Source organism: Pseudoalteromonas sp. LC2018020214, assembly GCF_016598755.1.
GTDB classification, from domain to species: Bacteria; Pseudomonadota; Gammaproteobacteria; order Enterobacterales; family Alteromonadaceae; genus Pseudoalteromonas; species Pseudoalteromonas distincta.
This window is the reverse complement of the sequence record NZ_CP066804.1, coordinates 1,028,175-1,049,690: the sequence shown is the minus strand read 5'-3', so window position 1 is coordinate 1,049,690 and position 21,516 is coordinate 1,028,175. Positions and strand designations below refer to the sequence as shown.

At 39.4% G+C, this 21,516-nt stretch carries 22 protein-coding genes and 1 pseudogene; 5 read left to right on the top strand and 18 right to left on the bottom strand.

The window, feature by feature from the left end; all coding sequences use genetic code 11:
- Positions 1–390: 390 nt before the first annotated feature.
- Together fliS and JG479_RS04500 are read left to right on the top strand one after the other, a co-directional pair.
- Positions 391–792 carry a flagellar export chaperone FliS gene (gene fliS / locus JG479_RS04505; protein ID WP_024592736.1) on the top strand — a complete coding sequence of 134 codons (402 nt, stop codon included), beginning with the start codon at positions 391–393 and terminating at the stop codon, positions 790–792.
- 8 nt (positions 793–800) lie between these two features.
- Entirely contained in the window at positions 801–1,112 is a 312-nt protein-coding gene (locus tag JG479_RS04500; protein ID WP_200220050.1) for a hypothetical protein, read from the top strand.
- Between the two features lie 146 nt (positions 1,113–1,258).
- Here the strand turns inward: JG479_RS04500 and fliD are convergent, their stop codons facing one another.
- From fliD to JG479_RS04415, 18 genes and pseudogenes are all read right to left on the bottom strand, one after another.
- On the bottom strand, positions 1,259–2,692 hold the full coding sequence (fliD, locus tag JG479_RS04495) for a flagellar filament capping protein FliD (protein WP_200220049.1): 1,434 nt from the start codon (positions 2,690–2,692) through the stop codon (positions 1,259–1,261).
- A gap of 60 nt (positions 2,693–2,752) precedes the next feature.
- A complete protein-coding gene (locus JG479_RS04490) occupies positions 2,753–3,178 on the bottom strand; it encodes a flagellar protein FlaG (RefSeq protein WP_200220048.1) in 426 nt (141 codons plus the stop codon).
- Between the two features lie 155 nt (positions 3,179–3,333).
- Positions 3,334–3,888: a flagellin gene (locus tag JG479_RS20265; protein WP_442793207.1), complete on the bottom strand. Its 555-nt coding sequence runs from the start codon at positions 3,886–3,888 to the stop codon at positions 3,334–3,336.
- A 438-nt stretch (positions 3,889–4,326) separates the two neighbouring features.
- Positions 4,327–4,734, bottom strand: a pseudogene (locus JG479_RS20260) (flagellin N-terminal helical domain-containing protein); the annotation flags it as partial.
- A gap of 306 nt (positions 4,735–5,040) precedes the next feature.
- Positions 5,041–6,462, bottom strand: coding sequence for a flagellin (locus JG479_RS04480; protein WP_200220046.1), 1,422 nt, complete (start codon positions 6,460–6,462; stop codon positions 5,041–5,043).
- 309 nt (positions 6,463–6,771) lie between these two features.
- Complete coding sequence (gene flgL, locus JG479_RS04475; RefSeq protein WP_200220045.1) at positions 6,772–8,040, bottom strand: flagellar hook-associated protein FlgL; 1,269 nt, start codon at positions 8,038–8,040, stop codon at positions 6,772–6,774.
- Positions 8,041–8,042: 2 nt separating this feature from the next.
- Complete coding sequence (gene flgK / locus JG479_RS04470) at positions 8,043–10,145, bottom strand: flagellar hook-associated protein FlgK (protein WP_200220044.1); 2,103 nt, start codon at positions 10,143–10,145, stop codon at positions 8,043–8,045.
- A 1-nt stretch (position 10,146) separates the two neighbouring features.
- Positions 10,147–11,163, bottom strand: coding sequence for a flagellar assembly peptidoglycan hydrolase FlgJ (gene flgJ, locus JG479_RS04465; protein WP_182712644.1), 1,017 nt, complete (start codon positions 11,161–11,163; stop codon positions 10,147–10,149).
- A gap of 166 nt (positions 11,164–11,329) precedes the next feature.
- Positions 11,330–12,424: a flagellar basal body P-ring protein FlgI gene (locus JG479_RS04460; RefSeq protein WP_039484677.1), complete on the bottom strand. Its 1,095-nt coding sequence runs from the start codon at positions 12,422–12,424 to the stop codon at positions 11,330–11,332.
- Between the two features lie 11 nt (positions 12,425–12,435).
- On the bottom strand, positions 12,436–13,119 hold the full coding sequence (gene flgH / locus JG479_RS04455; RefSeq protein ID WP_002959418.1) for a flagellar basal body L-ring protein FlgH: 684 nt from the start codon (positions 13,117–13,119) through the stop codon (positions 12,436–12,438).
- 16 nt (positions 13,120–13,135) lie between these two features.
- On the bottom strand, positions 13,136–13,924 hold the full coding sequence (gene flgG, locus JG479_RS04450; RefSeq protein ID WP_002959420.1) for a flagellar basal-body rod protein FlgG: 789 nt from the start codon (positions 13,922–13,924) through the stop codon (positions 13,136–13,138).
- A gap of 21 nt (positions 13,925–13,945) precedes the next feature.
- Positions 13,946–14,689, bottom strand: a complete 744-nt coding sequence (locus JG479_RS04445) for a flagellar basal body rod protein FlgF (protein ID WP_007581863.1) — start codon at positions 14,687–14,689, stop codon at positions 13,946–13,948.
- Between the two features lie 157 nt (positions 14,690–14,846).
- Complete coding sequence (gene flgE, locus JG479_RS04440; protein ID WP_138488697.1) at positions 14,847–16,190, bottom strand: flagellar hook protein FlgE; 1,344 nt, start codon at positions 16,188–16,190, stop codon at positions 14,847–14,849.
- Positions 16,191–16,248: 58 nt separating this feature from the next.
- Positions 16,249–16,929, bottom strand: coding sequence for a flagellar hook assembly protein FlgD (locus JG479_RS04435; protein ID WP_039484684.1), 681 nt, complete (start codon positions 16,927–16,929; stop codon positions 16,249–16,251).
- 13 nt (positions 16,930–16,942) lie between these two features.
- Positions 16,943–17,374, bottom strand: a complete 432-nt coding sequence (gene flgC, locus JG479_RS04430; protein ID WP_002959429.1) for a flagellar basal body rod protein FlgC — start codon at positions 17,372–17,374, stop codon at positions 16,943–16,945.
- Between the two features lie 5 nt (positions 17,375–17,379).
- Entirely contained in the window at positions 17,380–17,787 is a 408-nt protein-coding gene (gene flgB / locus JG479_RS04425) for a flagellar basal body rod protein FlgB (RefSeq protein ID WP_002959431.1), read from the bottom strand.
- Positions 17,788–17,932: 145 nt separating this feature from the next.
- Positions 17,933–18,763 carry a CheR family methyltransferase gene (locus tag JG479_RS04420; protein WP_138488696.1) on the bottom strand — a complete coding sequence of 277 codons (831 nt, stop codon included), beginning with the start codon at positions 18,761–18,763 and terminating at the stop codon, positions 17,933–17,935.
- 20 nt (positions 18,764–18,783) lie between these two features.
- A complete protein-coding gene (locus tag JG479_RS04415) occupies positions 18,784–19,716 on the bottom strand; it encodes a chemotaxis protein CheV (RefSeq protein WP_002959434.1) in 933 nt (310 codons plus the stop codon).
- A 140-nt stretch (positions 19,717–19,856) separates the two neighbouring features.
- On the opposite strand from JG479_RS04415, the gene flgA reads away from it, so the two are divergent.
- From flgA to flgN, 3 genes are all read left to right on the top strand, one after another.
- A complete protein-coding gene (flgA, locus tag JG479_RS04410) occupies positions 19,857–20,564 on the top strand; it encodes a flagellar basal body P-ring formation chaperone FlgA (protein ID WP_149602281.1) in 708 nt (235 codons plus the stop codon).
- Positions 20,565–20,640: 76 nt separating this feature from the next.
- Positions 20,641–20,961, top strand: coding sequence for a flagellar biosynthesis anti-sigma factor FlgM (gene flgM, locus JG479_RS04405; RefSeq protein WP_002959436.1), 321 nt, complete (start codon positions 20,641–20,643; stop codon positions 20,959–20,961).
- Complete coding sequence (flgN, locus tag JG479_RS04400) at positions 20,954–21,385, top strand: flagellar protein FlgN (RefSeq protein WP_039484691.1); 432 nt, start codon at positions 20,954–20,956, stop codon at positions 21,383–21,385. The genes flgM and flgN overlap by 8 nt, the downstream gene beginning before the upstream one ends.
- Positions 21,386–21,516 lie beyond the last annotated feature (131 nt).

Sequence of the window (21,516 nt, the reverse complement as noted above, 5' to 3'; positions counted from 1 at the left end):
GTACTTTCACTAATTTGTATAATTAGTTAAATTGTAAGCCAGTTCAGCATGGATGCAAGTGATAGCGGCAGTTTTTTGACATAAACGCCAAAAAACAGACGGGCTAGTTAAGTCAATCATACTTAATAGTTAATCATTAAGTATGGGTTATAGTTTTAACTTAGTTATTACCTAGCTATAACTTAGCTCTAAAAATTAATTTACTCGGCAATAAAAATGCTATTGTTAGTAAATAAACTCAATTATAAATTTAAGTTGAAGTTACAAATGCCGATACATAAATAAGTGAAAATGCTTGGCATTAATATTGCTTTGTTCTCATAAAAGTTTTATTACATTTTTATATTAGCTTTCACATAATTTTATTGTTTTAAATTTTAGGATCTTCCCATGGCTCATGTCTCAGTAAAAAAATACGGTCAAGTTCGTGCTAGTAGTATTGCCGAAATGGCTCCTTATGAACAAATAAACCTTATATTCAGTAATATAATCGGTCGCTTAGCAGCAACAAAAGGGTTTATTGAGCGCAAAGAAATACAAAAAAAAGGTGAAAATATTTCAGCCTGTGTTTTATTATTTGGCGCACTGCAAGACGCACTTAATTTAGAAGTAGAGCAAGACCCTAGTATTTCTAACAATTTATTGGCACTTTACGATTACTGCCAACGCCGTTTAACGCAAGCGAACATAAACAACGATATTGAAGCAATTGTGGAAGTATCAAGTATTGTTAAAGAAATTAAAGAAGGCTGGGATAACATTCCGCTAGATCAACGAAGTCCTGCGGTTTAATTTAAATTATGGACTCGCCAACATCTTCAGAGCAACTAACAAACAGCTCTGAGCTCATACAAACGTTGCTTAGTAAAATTGAAGTGTTAGTAAATGATGATAACGCAGACGAAGCTCAGCCTCTTTTAGACGCTTTAAATACTGAAATAAAGCAATGGTGCGAACGTAGCGAAGGTCCAAGTACAGAGCAATTAGAATTAATTCAGCTTCGTATAAATACTATTTTAGTAAAAGCGAATAGTGCTAAAAATGAATCGTCAAAAGCTATTATTAAACATAAAAAGTCAGGAAAAGCGATAAAAGCTTATAAAGCCATCTAGTAAATGGGTTTAATAAACTACCTTTATGCTAACTAAATACATGGCTATATCTTACTATTTGAACTAAAGAGCAATACACAATAAAAAACCGCTAAGTTTAAACTTAGCGGTTTTTTATTGACTCTGTAATACATTTAACTCAGCTATTAATTTGATTGCCTAACTACGCCTGGCATGTTCTCTAATTGAGCTTGAACATAACTACTGGTGTTATTAAGGCTCGCTACTAATAAATCCATCGCATTATATTGAGCGTATAATCGAGACGATAGCGACTCCATTTTACTAGCAAGGCTCACGCGCTGATCATCTATGTCATCGAGTTGATTTGTTTTACTATCAATTCGGTTTTGGATAATGCCGTCAGAATCTGTATAAAAGCTCATTAGCTCATCAAAAGACTGCGCAAAACCATCATCGTCATCACCTACAAAAAACTGCTGCACTAAATTTACATCTGCATCTATTTGCTCATCGAGTGTTTCTGTATTTAGCGTTAAAACACCGTAGCGATCTGTTTCAACACCTAATTGCGAAAGCGATAATGAATTACCATCGCCTAAATCAACTGATTCGGTGATTTCACTACGTAGTTTTGACATAACACCACGAAGTAATGAATCCCCAGCCATAACTCCAGCGCCAGCTTCACTTGAGGCACCCAAGTTATTACTAAGCTCCAATAATTCATTATAGCTTTCAATAAAACTATTTAAGCCTGTTTTAATATTATTGTTATTCTCAGTAACTGATATATCGCTTAAATCGTCATCGGTACTATGTAACTTTTTAACAGTCACATCTACACCGTCAATAACACTACTAAATTTGTTTGTATTGCTTGATACAGTTAACGTGCCATCAATTGTTATTTGTGCATTTTGAGCAGCGTTAACTTGCGTTATGTTAGTTGTATGATTAGCAGGGTCTGCGTCTGATACATCATAAGCTAATCGAGACAATCCACCTGTATCGGTATTACTGCCGTCATCGTCTTGTACGGTAATTGTTATTGCGTTGTCTTCGCCGGTTTCTTTACTAGTGAGCACTAAATGCTGACCGGTATCACTGGTTACTATAGTGGCAATAACAGAGTCATTGCTATCACTGCCAGTAAAAGGGCCGTTATTAATTTGGTCTCGTAAGTCTTCTAGTGTATTTGTAGCCGATAAAACCGTAGAAAAACTATTTGCACCAGAACCGATTGTAATCACGCCAGCTCCAATTGCCTCGTCTGCTGCAAATGCAGTGGAAGACAACTTATGCGCTTGTGCTAATGCGTCTACTTTTACATTGTAACTGCCTGGCTGAGCGTCTTTATCTGAGCTAATAGATATAAAATCATCATTGCCAGATGCAGTTCGCTTTTGGTAGTTATCACTATCGCCCAATGCTTCCATTGAGGTTTGTACTTTTTCAAGTGCTGACTTAAGTGCCCCAACAGCAGAAATATCCGTTGTTAACTTACTTTCTGTAGTATTTAAGCGAGCTTCAGCAGGTGCTTGTTCAGCATTAACTAGTGCATCAACAATATCTGACACCGCTAACCCAGAACCTAAGCCATTAAATGTAATAGACATACTTCACCTCTTAAATACTCAAAAATAAACTAACTCAATATTAGTAATGCAAACTACCGACTAAACTGTTTGATCAATTAAAATACCTGCCGACTCAGAGAGTTTAGACACCAAACTTAATACTTCCTCAGAAGGATATTGTTTAATAACCTCACCGCTGTCTTTATCGAGTACTTTAATAACATCGCGACCTGAATCTTCATCAACCTTAAATTGTAAACTTCGGTTCATTTCGCCCATAAAATCCTGCAATTGTTGCGCCATTTGTTCTAGTTGTTCGCGCTCTAACGGCTGAGCTTTTTCATCTTGGTTATTATTTTTGTATTGATTTTGCTGTAACTTTTGTTGATTGAGCACTTCCGTCTGCTTTACATCATCAATCGCTCGCTCAGTTAAAGTGTGAGCTGCTTGCCCTACTTGCTTATCATCACCAGCAACGGGAGTCGGTAATGTTGTAACCTCTGCGTTTGAAGAAATTGTATTCATAACAGATTCCTATTTTCACTTAATTAAACCAACAATAGCTTAGTTTATATTCTTAAACCACAAAAGGAGGTAGCTAAAGCCACCTCCTTTTTTAAAATACTAATACTGACTTTATGTATTAGTTAGCTAACCATTAAGCTATTACTTTTAACTTATTAACCTAATAAGCTAAGTGCTGTTTGTGGTAACTGATTCGCTTGCGATAATATTGATGTACCCGCTTGTTGCAAGATTTGGTTTTTAGTCATTTCTGCAGTTTCAGTTGCAAAATCAGTGTCTTGAATACGGCTGCGTGATGCAGATACGTTTTCAGAAATGTTTGCTAGGTTACTAATGGTGTGATCAAAACGGTTTTGAACCGCACCTAAATCAGCTCGCTGTGAATCTATTTCTGCAATTGCACTGTCAATTATAGATAGTGCGCTCTGAGAACCAGCTTGAGTAGAAATATCGAGTTTATCAATTGTTACTTTCGCAGCAGTTCCTGTTACAGTAGCAGCCGTAGTTACTCCACCAGTAACTTGAAATGACTTTTCTGATGAAAATTCTAGTGCAGAAGTAATGCTTGCTGCAGCATCTGTAGTTATTGCAGTACTGTTTGTGGTGTCACCTCTTGTATTAACTAGGACGCTATTTGTAGACGTATCATCTGTGTTAATGACTATGCCATCAACTCCTGACGCATTTAATTCCAAAATAGAGCCGTTCATTTCCGCGTCATAGCCTAAGTCTTTAAGCTTTGTTTGCAAAGTGGCTGTTGTATCACCATTTAGCTCTATCTCATGGTCGCCAATTGAAATCGTACCTGTTGTAGCTGTAGCTAGCGTAATGTCAATTTCAGCTACAGCTGCTGCCCGAACATCAGAGCCTGAGGCATTTATTTTATTTGCTGCCTCAGTCGCTGATGAACCAGCTGCAATTTGTACATCAACAGCCTTACCTGCAGCTGTTAGCTTTAGGGTCTCTGCGCTTGCTGTAGCTAATGTACCTGTTGCTGCACCCAAAGCGCCGAATGAGGATCCTGCAGCAGTAGCTTCCGCATAAGTACCGCCAATTTTGTCTGCAGAAATATCTTTGAGCGAAACATTAATAAGCTCGTTTGCATTCGCTCCGATTTGAAATGATTTAGTTCCAAAACTGCCGTCTAGCAATTGTTGACCACCAAACGAAGTCGTTTCGGCAATACGCGTTAACTCTGTTTGAAGTGCTGATACTTCTTTTTGCAGTGAGTCGCGGTCTTCTTTAGAGTTTGAGCCATTCGCAGATTGAAGCGCAAGTTCACGCATACGTTGAAGTATATTGGTTGACTCACTCATAGCGCCTTCAGCTGTTTGCGCCATTGAAATACCGTCATTAGCGTTACGCTGTGCTACTGCTAATCCGTTTACTTGTGACGTTAAACGGTTTGAAATTTGTAGGCCTGCCGCATCATCTTTTGCGCTGTTAATACGCATGCCTGATGATAAACGTTCCATTGATGTTGCAAGGTCTGAACCTGATTGAGACAAGTTACGTTGAGCATTTAGTGAAGATACATTTGTGTTTACTGAAATCATAATAAAACTCCTGATTACTTTCGTAATGTTGCTATTTTAATTTAACCAAGAGCTGTCACAAATGTATGCTCAGCTCCGTACTGATTAAGTTAACGGCAGGAGATAAATTATCTTTAGAAGTATTTTAAAAATAAATTAGTTTATTTACTTAGAAAAAGCTAACTGACTGTTTTAAATGATTAGTTATTTTAAATTGATTTAAAATACGGTTTGAATATTATGCTTTTAGTGGTTTTAACAACCTAAAAACAAAAAACGCACTTAATAAAGTGCGTTTATATATTTAGTTATTAGTTGAACTAATAATTAACCACCTAATAAACTAATGGCTGCTTGTGGTATTTGGTTTGCTTGCGAGAGTATTGACGTACCCGCTTGTTGTAAAATTTGGTTTTTAGTCATTTGTGCGGTTTCGGTTGCAAAGTCAGTATCTTGAATTCTGCTTCGTGATGCAGATACATTTTCAGATATATTAGCAAGATTACTTATAGTGTGGCCAAAGCGATTTTGAACCGCACCTAAATCAGAACGCTGGCTATCAATATCAGCTATTGCAGCATCAATAATTGAAATTGCCGTTTGTGACCCTGCTTGTGTAGAAATATCAATTTGATCTACATGAACATCTGTCGCAGTAACCGATATTGGACCAGCTGCAGTTAACTGCCCACTAGTATTAGCTACAGTGAAGCTTTTCTCTGATGAGAACTCAAGCGATGAAGTGAAGCTAGCAGCAGCATCAGCACCTGTTACAGCCCCAGCAGTCGGGGTTCCACCACGAGAAGTAATAGAGAAATCATTACTAGCGGAGTCGTCTCCTTGGATTATTATGCCATCAACTCCTCTAGCATCGAGTTCAATAGTAGTCCCATTCGAATTAACTGTATAACCCAATTCTTCAAGCTTAGAGGCCAAGCTATCAGTAGTTTCATTTGATAACGTTATCTCATGGTCGCCTATCGACATCGTTCCTGTTAGAGAAGCGTTAACCTCAATATCAACCATAGCAACAGCTTCTGCTCGAACATCAGCTCCGGTTGCATTAATGATAGAGGCGGTCTCTGTAACACTTGAGTTAGCACTTATAGTTACGCTTTCTGCTTTCCCCGCAGCCGTGATCGAGATTGATTGAGCTAAATTACCGGAGTCATTCAAAACAGCTCCAGCAGCATCAATGCCAAAAGAACTACCTGCATCATTCGAAGCAGCGTAAGTACCTCCAATTTGATCTGCAGAAATATCTTTAAGAGTCACATTTATGAGTTCATTAGCATTTGCGCCTACTTGGAATGATTTGGTGCCGTAACTACCATCTAACAACTGCTGTCCGCCAAACGAAGTGGTTTCTGCGATACGGGTTAATTCAGTTTGCAGCGCACTTACTTCTTTTTGTAATGCATCTCTGTCTTCTTTTGAATTTGAACCATTGGCTGATTGTAATGCAAGCTCTCGCATACGCTGTAATATATTGGTCGATTCGCCCATTGCACCTTCAGCGGTTTGCGCCATTGAGATACCATCGTTGGCATTACGTTGGGCTACAGCTAAACCATTTATTTGTGAAGTTAAACGGTTAGAAATTTGTAAGCCAGCCGCATCATCTTTTGCGCTATTGATACGCATACCTGATGATAAACGCTCCATTGAAGTAGCTAAGCCTTCACCTGATTTATTAAGGTTACGTTGTGCGTTTAGTGACGACACATTAGTATTTACTGTTAATGCCATTTTACCATCTCCTAGGTTTAAACAGAGTGTGGTTCAACACGATTTAACAGGAACCACTGTTCGATAATTTCTTACAATAAGAAAAGCATTTACTGTGCCAACTTTAATTTATTTTTAAGCGATTGTTTTTATAGACAAAAATAGGTTCTGCTGAATTGTAAATAATTAGTGAAGTTATTTAGAAGGGGGTGACATTTTTTTGCCGCGGTTTTGCAGCCAATTTTTGCCGCGATTTTGTAGATAGTTATTGCCGCTTTAAAGTAGGTAAAGCGGCAAGGTACTTCTGCTTACAATCTGCTTAAAACTTGCTTATAAGTAATCGAATAATGAAAGGTTAGTTAAACGGCCAAAAGTTGCTTGCGATGCTTGCAGTGCCGTTTCTTGTTTAGTGAGTTCGCTAATAGCTTCTGCCATATCAACTTCAACTAAGTTAGAGCGATTACTTTTATTTTGAATATCGAGTGCTAAGTTTGAATCGCTTACTCTTTCAAGCGCGTTCATACGACCGCCTAAACTTGCTTGGGTAAACACCACTTGCTCACTCGCATTTTGTAATTGCACTAAGCCATCAGCAAGTACTTGCTGAAAGTCATCACCTTCAAGTGTGCCATCGTTAAGGCCGGTAATAAGTGCTTGTAGTGTATTGAGTACGTTTTCTTTGCCTGGCTTTTCAAGGCTAAAATCTAGTTGACCAGGCGCACTACCCTCAAATTGAATTTTCATACCTGCAAATTCAATTGTATCATCTGTAACTTCACCAGTTTGAGGCGGGGTAAGCGACACGCCATCTTGTAAAACTTCGTATGTATCTGGATCGTTTGTTGTCGCACCAGCGGTTGTAACTACACTAAAAGTATTTGCTGTAGGTGAAACTGGAGTCGTTGGATCAGCATTGTATTGAGCTTGATGGAACTTATCGAACTCGGCTTGGCCATCAACATAAACAGTGCCACTAGTAATATTATTGGTCGGTGTTGTTGTTGGTATGTCTGCTTTATTATCGAGTACATTTAGTCTGGCATCTGTTTTTTCAAACGTATCAAAGCCGTTATCACTCGCTTTAATTGATACACCTTCAGCTATTGTAATTTGGTGCTGACCTTGGTCGCCTTTATAGCTATATTCACCTGATTCGAGCTGATAAGGCTGCGTGCTGTCTTGGTAACCTGAAAATATAAATTTGCCGTCTTCTGAACGGGTATTCATTAAGTTAGCTAACGTTTGTTGAATGCCACTAAGTTCTGATGCAATCGATTTTAAATCGTCTTTAGTATAAACACCATTACCTGCCTGAATAGTCAGCTCTTGCGCTTGTTGAATATTACTATTTATGCTTTGTAATACGCTTTCTTCAGTTTCTAGGCGCCCATTTAGCTGATCGATATTTTTAGTGTATTGCTCATTAGTTTGTATTTTATTTGAATACAACATAGCTTGCGAAATAGCAGCTGGCGCTTCTGAGGTGGTTAAATACTTTTCACCTGTTGTTACTCGCTCTTGCGCGCTGGCAACACCTTGTTGGTTGTCGAGTATTTTATTTATGTTGTTTTGGTACATTAAATTATTAGATAAACGCATAATTACCTCGCCGCATTTAATAAGGTGTCAAAAATTTCTTGAGCTGCTGCTAAAACTTGTGCTGATGCTGAATATGATTGTTGAAAACGCAGTAAATTTGCGGCCTCTTCATCAAGGTTTACACCCGATAGTGATTCATACCATGCCTCAGACTGCTCTGCTAATGCATTAAACGCACTACCGCTTGTGATTGCTTGGCCAGTTATAACACCTATATCACTCACTAATCCTGAATAAGCTTGGTTAAAGGTTTTATGGTTGTCGGCCGTTGCTGTTGTTTCTACATTTAAACGGACTAACTCGCCATTCTGTAAGTCAGCTAATTTTAAACCATTGCGGTTATCGTCAAAGCCACCTTCGTTAAACTCAAGTGTAAAGGTGTCGCCTGTTGCTGGTGTGCCTTCTATATCAAAGTCAAAACCATATGAATCATAAGGGGCACCAAGACCTGCTAAAACGTTTTTACCTGGGGGCGCTATAGTTACTGCCACATCAGTGCCACTACCATCGCTAATTAAATAATCATTGGTACCTGTAGCTTTAACAATTTTAATATCACCATTAGCAAGTACTGGTGGATTAACTGGTATAGGCGGTGTAGTGAGAGGTGTTTCTAAAGTAAATCCACCTGAAATAACGCTACTAACTGTACCCACTGAAATAGTTGCAGTACCTGTATTATCTATACTGTTAGATGTACGGATAGGTGAAGCTAATGCTAAATCTTCGCCGCGCCCTGTTGCAAGCGTGATGCTAGAAGCCGAGTCGGAATTAAGTTTAATTTGAAACTGATCTCCCACGTTACCTGTTTTGGTTGTATCTATATTTAATTGTAGTCCGAAGGAGTCTTTTACCGTTGCTAACACTTCTGATGTTGTAGCTGTTGCCGCTTGATAAGGGACTGCATTTCGAATATCGTCTGCATTTATGATCCCATCAGCTGGGATATCTGCAACTGATGGATCACCTAGCGGCTCGCCTTTATTATCTACTGGTTGAATAGAAACCGATGTCGCACTGGTATAAGTAATAATAAAGTCACTAGCAGGAAGTTCACTACCTTTACCGGGCTCTACAGTTGCAGTCATACCAGCATCACCAGTATTCGCTTGATACGCATAAGCGCCAACGGTAGGTATATTAAAAATATTACCCCCTAGCTGGCCCGTTGCATCCATACCCAATTTGTTTTGCTCGTTAAATGCATCAGCTATCGCTAAGCCCATTTGGCCAATTTGGTTTTGCGCAGGGACTAATATGTCATCTCTAAAAGCAAGTAAGCCGCCAATTTTGCCTTTAAGCTTACTTACATCAACTTCAAGCGGCACAGCTTTGCCACCATCAACATCAAGCGTGAATTCTTTAAAATTAGGATCAGGATCCCCTGTCATCGAAAATAAGTTAAATGCGCCATTTTGCATAACCACCGCTTCGCCTGTGCCCATAAAAACGAGTTTTTCGCCATTTGGACCATCAAGCGTTTCAATGTCTATTAGCTCTGATAAGTCGCGTATTGCTTTATCGCGTTCGTTATAGGTAGAGCTGGCATCTGCGGCGTTATTAGTGCCATTAACTGCTGCAATATTTTGATTTAGCGTGCTAATACTTTGAATGAGTGAGTTTGCTTCATCTGAAAATATTTCGAGCTGCTCGTTTACTATACTTTTTTGATCAAGCACGATGCCCGAAAGCCTATCCATTTGATCAATTAAGCTTTGCGCATCTGTCATTACTAATGAGCGAGCAACAGTAGATGAGGGCTGATTTAGCGCTTCTTGCACGTTATTAAATAAAGAGTTAATACCAGTCGAAAGGTTGTTCGACTCTTCAGAAAAAATAGTATCAACTCGATTAGCCTCAGTAATAAACTGATCGAAAAACGATTTATTAGAGGTGTCACGATTTAGCTGTGACTGAGCAAACTCGTTTAGTAATCGGTATGTTTCGCCTCGCCCTACTTGGTTGTCAACCATAGTAGTAAACTCTGTACGCTCACGCACATAGCCTTCGGTATTTACATTGGCGATATTTTTACTTGTCGTTTGCAGTAGCTCCGAGCTTGATCTAACCCCAGAACTGGCAATGTTTAATAAATTAAACGACATGTTACTCTACTCCTTGGCGGATCACGTTTGCCGCAATGTCTTTTAGCTGACTGCTATTGAGCACTTTTTTTATTTTGCTGGCGTAATTTGGATCGGTTGCATAACCTGCTTTTTGTAATGAATCTAAAAAGTCGTTTGGTTTAGCTGTATTTTGTAATGCTTCTTTGTAGCGTGGGTTTTGCGTTAAAAAATCAACGAAGTCGTTCACGCTGTCTTTAATTGAGTCGTAGGCTCTAAAGCTGGCTTGTTTTTTAACGGGTGTACCTTGCTCAAACTCAAGCGTTATTTTGCTTGCTTTATCGCCTTCCCAGCTTTTATCTGACTTAATATTAAATAAGTTATTTGAGCTGCCACCGTCACTTTTGTTAATAATGTGCTTACCCCAACCGGTTTCAAGTGCCGCTTGTGCAACCATTACCGCAGGATTTAAACCAATTTTTTGCGCTGCAGTTTTAGCGTGTTCCCACACTGAACTTACAAACTCTTCTGCATTTTTAAATGTTGGGCTATCGGTTTTAGACTCTGCAGTATCGACTTTAGGCTCAGCAATATCGGCTTTAGTACTCTTAACGATAAGATCGGGTTGCTTATTTTTTTGCTCATGAGGAAGAGCAGAACCGACTTGCGTATCGCTAAAAATATCGTTAGTTGTTCTAAGCACCGAGCCTGGCATAAAGTTTTTAGACTCAGGCGATAACTGCTGAACTATTAAATCGGCAAGGCCTAACGAGCCATTTGATGAAAGCTCTGTTGAAAGTTGCTGATCGTGCATTTCTTCAAAAAACTTTACGCCACTTGAATTAAATGGGCTGTCTTTGTCTTCAAATGCTTCGTTAGCTTTGCGCATTCCTTTGAGCAACATTTGCGTAAAAATAGCTTCAAATTGTGCGGCCGCTTTTTTGAGCGCAGCTTTAGAGGCATCAGTTGATGCATCGCCACTCGTTAAGGCTTCTTTACGAAGTGAATCTAAGTTGCCTAAATCAAAAAAGTTTTGTTTATCGAGATGATTAGTTTCCATCGGCTTTTTGACACAAAATGAATAATGCAGTTAAAAATGCAAAAATTAAGCCACTACCGATAAAACAAGGAAGATAAAAATAATAAACTTAAGTTGCTGTAAATAAAAAGCCCTAATTTCAAAAATATAGGGCTTAAGTAATACGTTATTTAATGGCCTGGGTTATTTATATAACAACTAACTGTCCGTTAATTGCGCCAGCTTCTTTTAGTGCTTCTAAAATAGCCATTAAGTCACCAGGCGCTGCGCCTACTTCGTTAATTGCGCGAACTAAATCGTCAAGGCTTACACCAGGGTTAAATACAAAGGCGCGCGAGTCGTCTTGGTTTACATCAATAATACTTTGCTGCGTGACAACTGTATCACCGTTTGCTAGCGGATTTGGTTGTGACACGTTTTGTTGTTCTGCAATTGTTACTGTTAAGCCACCATGAGTTATAGCCGCAGGCTGAAGCTTAACGTTTTTGCCAATGACAATTGTACCGGTGCGCGAGTTAACTATAATTTTAGCGGCCATGTCAGCTGGTTTAAATTCTAAGTTTTCAAGTGTCGATAAATACGATACACGCTGGGATGCATCGCGTGGTGCTATAACACGAATAGAAACAGAATCTATTGCTTGTGCGCTATTTGGGCCAACTAAGTCATTAATTGTTTTTTCTAGGCGTTTTGCCGTTGTAAAGTCTGGGCGGTTTAAGTTGAAGGTAATGTAATCGCCTTGCATAAATGGGCTTTCTACGGCGCGCTCAACTGTAGCGCCATTTGGTATACGGCCAACTGTAGGGGTGTTAATTACAACTCTACTGCCATCAAGGCCTTGTGCGCCTAAGCCACCGACAATTAAACTACCTTGTGCAATTGCATACACGTTACCATCTACACCTTTTAAAAAAGTTTGTAGTAAAGTACCGCCACGTAAACTGCCTGCACTACCAATAGAAGAAACCGTAATATCTATTGTTTGCCCGGGCTTTCTAAATGCGGGTAACTCTGCATGCACAGCAACAGCGGCAACATTTTTAATTTTAGGACTTTGAGTTGAAGGCAGCGTAATACCAAAGCTGTTCAACATGCCTCTAAAACTTTGTTGTGTGTATGAGTTTTGCTCGCCAGTGCCTGGTAAACCAACCACTAAGCCATAACCGACTAATTGGTTAGAGCGTACGCCTTCAACCATAGACACATCTTTTATGCGCTCAGCACTGGCAGTAAACTGCCAACCTAATAACACAACTAAACATAAAGCTTTAAGGCTATTCATGTTGTTACCCTCTAAAATGGAAACAGCGAACTGCTAAAGAAACGTGTAAGCCAACCAGGACTTTGCGCCTCTTGCGTTTGCCCTTTACCTGAGTATTGAATACGTGCATTAGCAATGCGGTTTGATTCAACCGTATTATCGGCGCTTACGTCTTGAGGGCGTACTAGCCCTTCTAAACGAATAAACTCTTCACCGGTATTAAGCGTTAGCCATTTTTCGCCGCGAATAACTAAATTACCGTTAGGTAAAACGCGCATTACATTAACCGAAATATCGCCCACTAAGCTGTTTGACTGGTTAGATTTTGAATCGCCCGTAAACGACGAATCACTACCAATACCAAACTGAATACTATCGCCACCTATATTTACAGGTAGACCACCTAAGCCAATCACTGGGTCTAAGCTTGCGTCAGTTTCTTTGTCTGTTTCTGTTTTAGCGGCTTTTGTTGCTTGAGTAGACTCTTGCAATTTAACCGTAATTATATCGCCAGTACGTAGCGCTTTTTTATCAGAATATAAGTCGTTTGATGTATGAGTATTAAACAATGAACCTGTGGCTACCAGCGGCTCTAGAATAGGCTCGGGGTACATAGGTGCGTAGTAAGGGTCGTCCTGCACTACCTCACTATTTTGCGTAGACATACAGCCACTTAAAAATAATGTGCCCGCTGCAAATAAAATAATATTACGCATAATTCCCCCTACTCTATTAAAGCTGTTGATTGATATAACTCATCATTTCGTCAACGGCCGAAATTACTTTTGAGTTCATTTCGTAAATACGCTGAGTTTCTATTAGATTTACCAGCTCTTCAGTCACATTTACGTTTGAAGTTTCGAGTGAGCCTTGAATAATACTACCTAACCCTTCAACACCAGGATTACCTTGTACAGGCGCACCACTTACAGCCGTTTCGGTATAAAGGTTTTGACCAATTGGCTCAAGACCCGATGGATTAATAAAGTCACTAATAGTCAGCTGACCAATTACAACGTTATCGGCTTGGCCTGCAACACGCACAGATACTTCGCCGTCTTGCGAAACCGTAATTGATTGCGCGTCATCAGGTACATTCATTTCTGGCTGAATAACGTAACCTGCGCCCGATGTTACAATTCGTCCATCGCCATCAGTAGTAAACTGACCATTGCGCGAGTAAGCAATATTGCCATCTGGTTGCAGTACTTCAAAAAAACCTTCGCCAGAAATCATCCAATCTAGTGAGTTTTCGGTGGTCAACATGTTGCCTTGCGTAAACTCTTTTTGGTTAGCTACAACTTTAGCACCCGCACCTAACATTAAGCCCGACGGCATTTCGGTATCTTGCGATGAACGACCACCCGGTTGATTAATATTTTGATAAAGTAAATCTTCAAATATAGCGCGGCTTTTTTTGTAACCTACGGTACTCGCATTCGCTAAATTATTTGAGATAACCGATATATCGGTTTGTTGAGCGTCTAGCCCAGTTTTACTGATCCACAATGCTGGATTCATAATCGTGTCCTCACTTTAAAGTTAAACTATGCGTAATAACTGATCTTGACGCTCGTCAATTTCTTCAGCTGTTTTCATTAATTTCACTTGTAATTCAAATTGGCGCTGGTGGCTTATCATGTCGACCATTTCGTGAACCGGATTCACATTCGACATTTCAAGCGAACCACTTAAAACTTTTACATTGGCAGAGGTATCTACTGTTACATTTGCTTTTGGTCTAAATAAACCGTCGTTACCTTTTTCGAGCTGTGAGCTATTTGCTTCTACCACTCTAAGCGTGTCGATTTCTTCTAAAAAGTTAGCGGGAGCGCCTTGTGGTCGAACTTGAATAGCGCCATCTTGGCTAAACCCTATTTTTTCGACTGGGACGGGTAAAATTACAGGTCCCCCTTCGCCAATAACTTGACGACCATGACTGGTTACAAGCATGCCTTGAGCAGTAACGTTTAACGTACCCACTTTTGTGTAAGCTTCATTACCGGAGGCATCTTGCACAGCAAGCCATGCGTTATCGCTCATTGCGATATCTAAGTCTCGCCCGGTTTGCACAATGCCACCCGATACCATGTTTGAACCCGGACGCTCTTGCATTGAAAATACACGTGTAGGCAAACCTTCGCCAAACGCTTGCATAGAACGCGCCTGGGCAAAGTCAGCTTTAAATCCTGTTGTATTTGCATTCGCCAAATTATTGGCTTTAAGCGCAAGCCCTTGTAGGCTTTGCTTAGCGCCAGAGGCCGCAATGTAGACCATTTTGTCCATAGTATCGACTCACATAAAAAATCTCTGAACTTATAAATGCAAAATAGGTGCCAGATTAAATTTGACGCAACATTGAGAGGTTTTTAGAAGGGCTTACAAAGAGGACTTACAAAAAAGGCTGCAAAAGTGCAGCCTAATATATTTAATGGGGTTTAGCTTATCGAATCTGCAAAATACTTTGCTGAATAGTTGAGTTAACTTCAAGCGCACGTGAGTTTGCTTGGTAATTACGCTGTGCAGTAATTAAGTCTACTAGTTCATTAGTAAGGTTTGTATTTGATTGCTCAAGCGCTGATGAATTGATCGATCCTAAAGTACCTGATCCTGGTTCGCCTGCAATTGGATCACCAGATGTTAAACTTTTTTTCCAAGCGGTATCACCGACTTGCTGTAAGCCTTGTGAGTTAGAAAAACGAACCATAGCGACTTGACCTAGAAAAGTTGAGTCACCATTACTGTAAGATGCAACTACTTTACCATCAGTACCAATATCAATACCGGCTAAACGGCCAACAGTAGCACCGTCTTGCTCAAGCGCTTTTACTTCAAAGTTACCTGCATACTGAGTGGGAACTTTATTACTGGTTCCCGCTTCATCACGCCAACTGACTGACACATCATCAGGAAAACTTGCACCATTAGTCAAAAGAGAAGTCAAACCTGTAGTCGCATCAGAAGATAAGTCTATATCATCAAAAGTTGTAGCCGGTGATGTTACATTAGGCAAACCTGCTGATGTAAATTCAAAAGTATCTATAGGAGTATGTGAACCTGCGACTGTTTCAACTCCATCTGTCCCAAAATTTTTCCCGTCTAAAGTTCCATAAACTTGCCATTGATTTGGTGTTGTCGTTGGGTCTTGCTTTACAAAGAAAAGCTGTAAAACATGTGGCTCACCTAATGAGTCATAAACTGTAGTTGATGTAGAACTATTATAAGAAGCACTCGTACTTGAATCAAAAGGAGTTACTGTAGGTTGAGTTTCTCGTGAATCTAAGTTAAATGATGAGTACACTTTACTTGTTGCGCGAGGAGAACCAGACGAATCCGGTATCTGTAATGGTGATGAAGTACTCAAACTTACTGATGTAGTGGCACCTGTAGCTTCATCAACAGGGAAACCTTGTAAAAAATTACCTTTGGCATCTACTACAAAATTATCTTCATTTAATTTGAATGCACCTGCACGAGTGTAAGAAAAATCTTGAGAACCTAAGTCTTCACTCATCGCGAAATAACCTTCACCAGTGATAGCCAAATCAAGTGAGTTATTTGTAAATTGCAGTGAGCCTTGATGAAACTGCTGTGCAACCATAGCGGTTTGAACACCATCACCATTTTTAGTCTTACCAGAGCTAAATACTGATGAAGCGTAAACATCGGCAAACTCAGCGCGTGACTCTTTAAAACCTGTTGTATTTACGTTTGCAATATTATTTGCAGTTACGTCTAAATCTTTTTGTGCGGCAGCTAGGCCGGTTAATGCAATATTGAAGCTCATAATTCACCTCTAACCTGTTAATCTGTGGCCTGCTGGCAGGCAAGAAATATTAAATTTGTTACGCGATTTCTGCAATGTCGGTTAACCTAACCGCACCTTCTTTGGTGTTCACAATGATGCCGCTTGAGCCGTTAATGTTTACACTTTCAATATTTTTGAAAGTTGCAATAGGCAAGCTAGAAAACTGGCCATTGGTACTACCTTGTGCCGATAATGTGTATTCCCCTTCAGGTAAACGCTCACCGCTTTCATTATTACCATCCCAAGCGAAGCGAACAGCGCCCGCAGGCTGAGAACCCATATCAATTGTTCTCACTAGCTGTCCTGAAGCGTCAGTTACACTAAGTGTTAAGCTTTCAACTGCACTTTCAGCAACGATAGACCCTTTAGCATCACCTGATTCATTTAAATCAACAGTATTTGACTCTAGTAAAGCCTGCTTGCCAACAAGCGTTGAAGCTTGCAGGGCTGAGTTTGATGTCATCGAAGTAGCCAACGTATCAAAATTTGAATTCAAATCACTGATACCTTGCGCCATCGTAAAGCTAGTCATTTGAGCAATCATTTGATCGTTATCCGCAGGGTTACTGGGATCTTGATACGATAATTGCTGAGTTAACAAAGAAAAAAAGTCTTCTTGCGTTAACGCATCACTCTCATTGTCGCTGGTCGCTACTTGCGATTCTTGCCAACGCAAAGAGTCTAAATAGGATGAAGATGTACTAATATCGTTACTCATAACCTACCCTCGGTTACCGCTGCCCTAGCAACAGTGTTTTACTTAGCATTTGCTTAGCTGCATCAGCAACTTGCACGTTTGTTTGGTAAGAACGAGAGGCAGAAATCATATTTGCCATCTCCTCTACAACATTAACGTTGGGTTTATAGATATAGCCATTTTCATCCGCACTTGGATGGTTTGGGTTATATTCAATTTGCAATGGCGCATCGCTTTCAACAATGCCCAAAACTTTAACACCAACTGCGGAGCCCTGCTGGTTACTTACTGATGCTGAAGCCTTTGTTAGCTCAGCCGCAAATACAGGTTGGCGCGCTCGGTACGTTTTGTCTTGAGATGAACTAATGGTATTAGCATTAGAAATATTACTAGCTGTCGTATTTAAGCGAACGTTTTGTGCGCTCATACCCGAACCTGCAATATCGAAAACATTATATAAACTCATAATTTTTATCCTTGACTACCGAGAGCTTTATTCAGGCCTTTAAATTTGCCGCTTAAGAACTGCAAGCTGGCCTGATACTCCATAGCATTCTGTGTATACAAGTTTCGTTCCACTTGTATATCAACCGAGTTACCATCACCAGTATCTGATTGATTTGGCAAACGAAATGATTCTGAACTGCCCATACTATGAGTACCTCCACCAATGTGTTTATCATTAGTTCTTACCATAGTATTGCCGCTTTGCTGGGTTGACCTTGCCGCTTTTAAAGCAGAGGCAAAATCAATATCTTTTGCTTTATAGCCAGGCGTATCAGCGTTAGCTATATTAGTTGCAATTAATTCTGCTCGCTGTGAACGGATCAACATGGCTTGCGGATGCACACCTAATGCTTTATCAAAACTGATAGCCATAACCTTCTCCAAAAAATTGACTTACCCATTAATAAAGCAAAAAATAAGCCATTAATATTAGAGCATGCTATATTTTTATAAGACTATGTATCTAAATAGAAAAACGACGCTAGGTGCGTCGTTTTAGGGAAGGGAGTTAGCTTAATTACTTCTTTTGGTAAATAATACCAGGGTTGCACCTAACCATATCAAATTCAGTACTTAGGCCAGTTAGGGACTCTGACGCGCCTAAAAATAGGTAACCGTTTGGATTTAACGCTTGTGCAAACTGGTTAATAATTTTAGCTTTTATTTCAGGCGCAAAATAAATTAGTACATTTCGGCAAAAAATAATATCAAACTTGCCCATTAACGCGTAAGAATCAAGCAGATTTAAATGCCTAAAACTAACTTGTTTTTTTATTGTATCGTTTACTTGTGCCATACCGTTGCCGCTGTCTTTAAAAAACTTTTTACGACGCTCTGCAGATAACCCTCTGGCAAGTGCCAACGCGTCATACTCTGCATTTTTACACATATCAAGCATGGTATTAGATATGTCGGTACCAATAATTTGTGCCCCCATACGAAGCACACCTGGTTGCTTAGCATTAAATTCAGCAACCGACATAGCTATTGAGTAAGGTTCTTGGCCTGACGAACTGGCAGCAGACCAAATTTTTAAAGGTCTTCTTAAATCTTTAAATTCTGGGAAAAGCTTGTTTTGGAGTAACTCAAATGGGTATTGATCTCTAAACCACAAAGTTTCGTTGGTGGTCATTGCATCAACCACAGCGGCTCTTAATTGCCGCTCATGAGGCCCGAGAGTTTTACTAACCAATTCCGATAAAGATCCCACATTAAATCGAGTCATTAACGGAGCAAGTCGGCTTTTAACTAAATACTGTTTATTTTCACCTAAAACAATGCCGCATTGCTGCTCTAAAAACGAACGAAACTGGTCGTATTCACTTTGCTGCAAATCTTTATTATTCAAGTTAGTAGCACCTATTTTTGTTAATCACAATGAACCCACTTTTTAACCGCTGTTGCTAATTCATCTGGGTTAAATTTAGCAATAAAGTCATCTGCCCCTACTTTTTCAATCATCGCTTGGTTAAAAACACCACTCAAAGAGGTATGCAAAATAACATGCAAAGGTGCAAGTTTGGGATCTGCTTTTATTTCAGCTGTTAAGGTATAGCCGTCCATTTCTGGCATTTCAACGTCTGAGATAAGTAATGCTACTCGCTCTGTAATATCATTTTTACAATCAAGCTCTGCTATTTCTTTAAGCCTAATTAAAGCTTCCTTACCATTTTTAGCAAGCTCTGTTTGAACACCTAGCGGCTCTAAGGCTCGTTTAACTTGATTACGGGCAACAGCAGAGTCATCTGCAATAAATACGATACGTTCGCCTAAATCTCTTTGAATATCGCCACTTTGTGCAACTTCAGCACTTACTTCTGTGTTTACTGGACAAATTTCGTTGAGAATTTTTTCTACATCGAGAATCTCGACTAATTCATTTTCGATTTCGGTCACTGCCGTTAAATATGAATAACGTCCGGCGCCTGATGGCGGTGGCATTATTTTTTCCCAATTCATATTTACAATGCGTTCAACTCCGCCCACTAAAAACCCTTGCACAGAGCGATTGTATTCAGCAATGATTATAAAGCTGTCTTTAATGTTGTCGATTGGGCGCCCACCTACAGCCATTGATAAATCAATAACCGAAATGGTTTGACCACGAATATGTGCAACACCACGAATATACGGATTAGATTTTGGCATGCTTGTTAGTGGAGGGCATTGCAGCACTTCTCTCACTTTAAATACATTAATACCAAAACGCTGACGCCCTCTGAGCTTAAATAAAAGTAATTCTAGGCGGTTCTGCCCAACCAACTGTGTGCGTTGGTTTACTGAGTCTAAAATGCCTGCCATTCAAATCTCCTAAAGAAAACAAATAATACGGAACGATAATTGCTTTCTATTTATAAAGCTACATAACATCGCGGGTGCGTCTACTTTTTGACGCAAAATATTTATACCCTGTTTGAAACCATAAGCATAGTCGAAACATTATGAGTTTGTTAAAAAAAATCAGAAGATACAGTGTTTTTTATTTTGTTACTAGCTTGTGCTTTGTATTCCCTTTGCAAGCTAAAGTGTTTAGTAAAGATTTATTACAAGACATGGCCGTTGCTTACATAGCTAAGCAAATTGGTACATTACAAAATACTAATACTCAATTAAGTGCTCTGCCTTTAGACAGTCGCATTCCTGATCGTGTCTGTAATACAGAGCTTGAATTATCAACATCCGATGAGCCACCATTTAACCGCCAAGTAACCTTACAAGCCAAGTGCAATGATGCGCCAACGTGGGCTCAATACGTTCATGTAAGAGTTGTTGAAATGGCCCCAGTTGTTGTTGCCACTGCTAATTTAACCCGCGGTGAAGTAATAACTAAATCGCATTTAAGTATTGAAATGAAACCAACTCACTTTGTACGAATACAGTACTTAGATGATCCCACAATGCTAATAGGTAGTAGAAGTAAACGAAATATTAGAAGTGGTATGCCAGTATTACTAAACCAAATTTGCATGGTGTGTAAAGGTGACTCTGTTAATATTTACGCAAACCTGAGGGGTCTTAGAATTAAAACCACAGGTATTGCTTTAGAAGACGGTACTTTGGGCGAACAGATACAAATAAAAAACAAAAAATCAGGTAAAGTTTTAAATGCGCGAGTAGATGGTGTAGAGTCTGTTCAGGTGAATATTTAATTTAGATTTATACTAAAGTATCCTACGTATATGCCGATAAGATGGCATAAGTTGGGTAATATACGGGTTTATTATTATGGTTAATCAAGTTAATGGCAGTAATCAACAAGCTAATGCGTTAACAAATGCAAAGCAGCAACAAGTTGATTTAAAAAAAGATAACGCAAATACACAAGCTGCTCAGGCCCCTTCGCCTAAAGCTGCAAGTGATTCTGTAAGTTTAACGCCGCAAGCGCAGCAATTAAAAACGCTTCAAGATAAAGCACAGCAATCGCCTGGCTTTGACAGCGATAAAGTTGCTGAGCTAAAAAAAGCAATAACTGAAGGTAAATACCAAGTGGACAGTGAAAAGCTTGCTAAAAACTTAGCTGATTTTGAGTTTAACGTGTATGGCTGATCATAATAGTTTAATTAGCGTAAAGCTAAACCAACAAGTAAGTTGTTTAGACTCTTTACACACGCTATTAAACGATGAGCTTACTGCTATTGCCTCACGACGTGGTGCTGGTCTAAAAGAAATTGCCCAACAAAAAATGTCTTTTTTAACTAAGCTAAGCACTCTAGATAAAGAGCTAAGTAAGCTAATTGCCAGTAACGATACACAAAGCCCTGAAATATCTGAGCTAATAAGCCAAGTTAAAACTCAACTTGCACAATGCCAAAAACAAAATAATGTTAATGCTCATGCTGCCCGTCAAGCGCAACTTAGTGTTAAACAATTAAAAGAGATATTAATTGGCGCACCAACGTCAATGACCTACGACCAAGCCGGTAAATCTGTAAATACCGAGAGTAAACTGGTTCGTAATCTAAAAGCGTAAGCCCAAAATTTTACATTAAAAAAGCCTTATTGATAAATCAATAAGGCTTTTTTAATGTCCTTTGTTCTTAAATTTCGTTATAAATAATATCAATTTGCTTAATAATGTAAGCCCCCTTAAAAAATAATTAA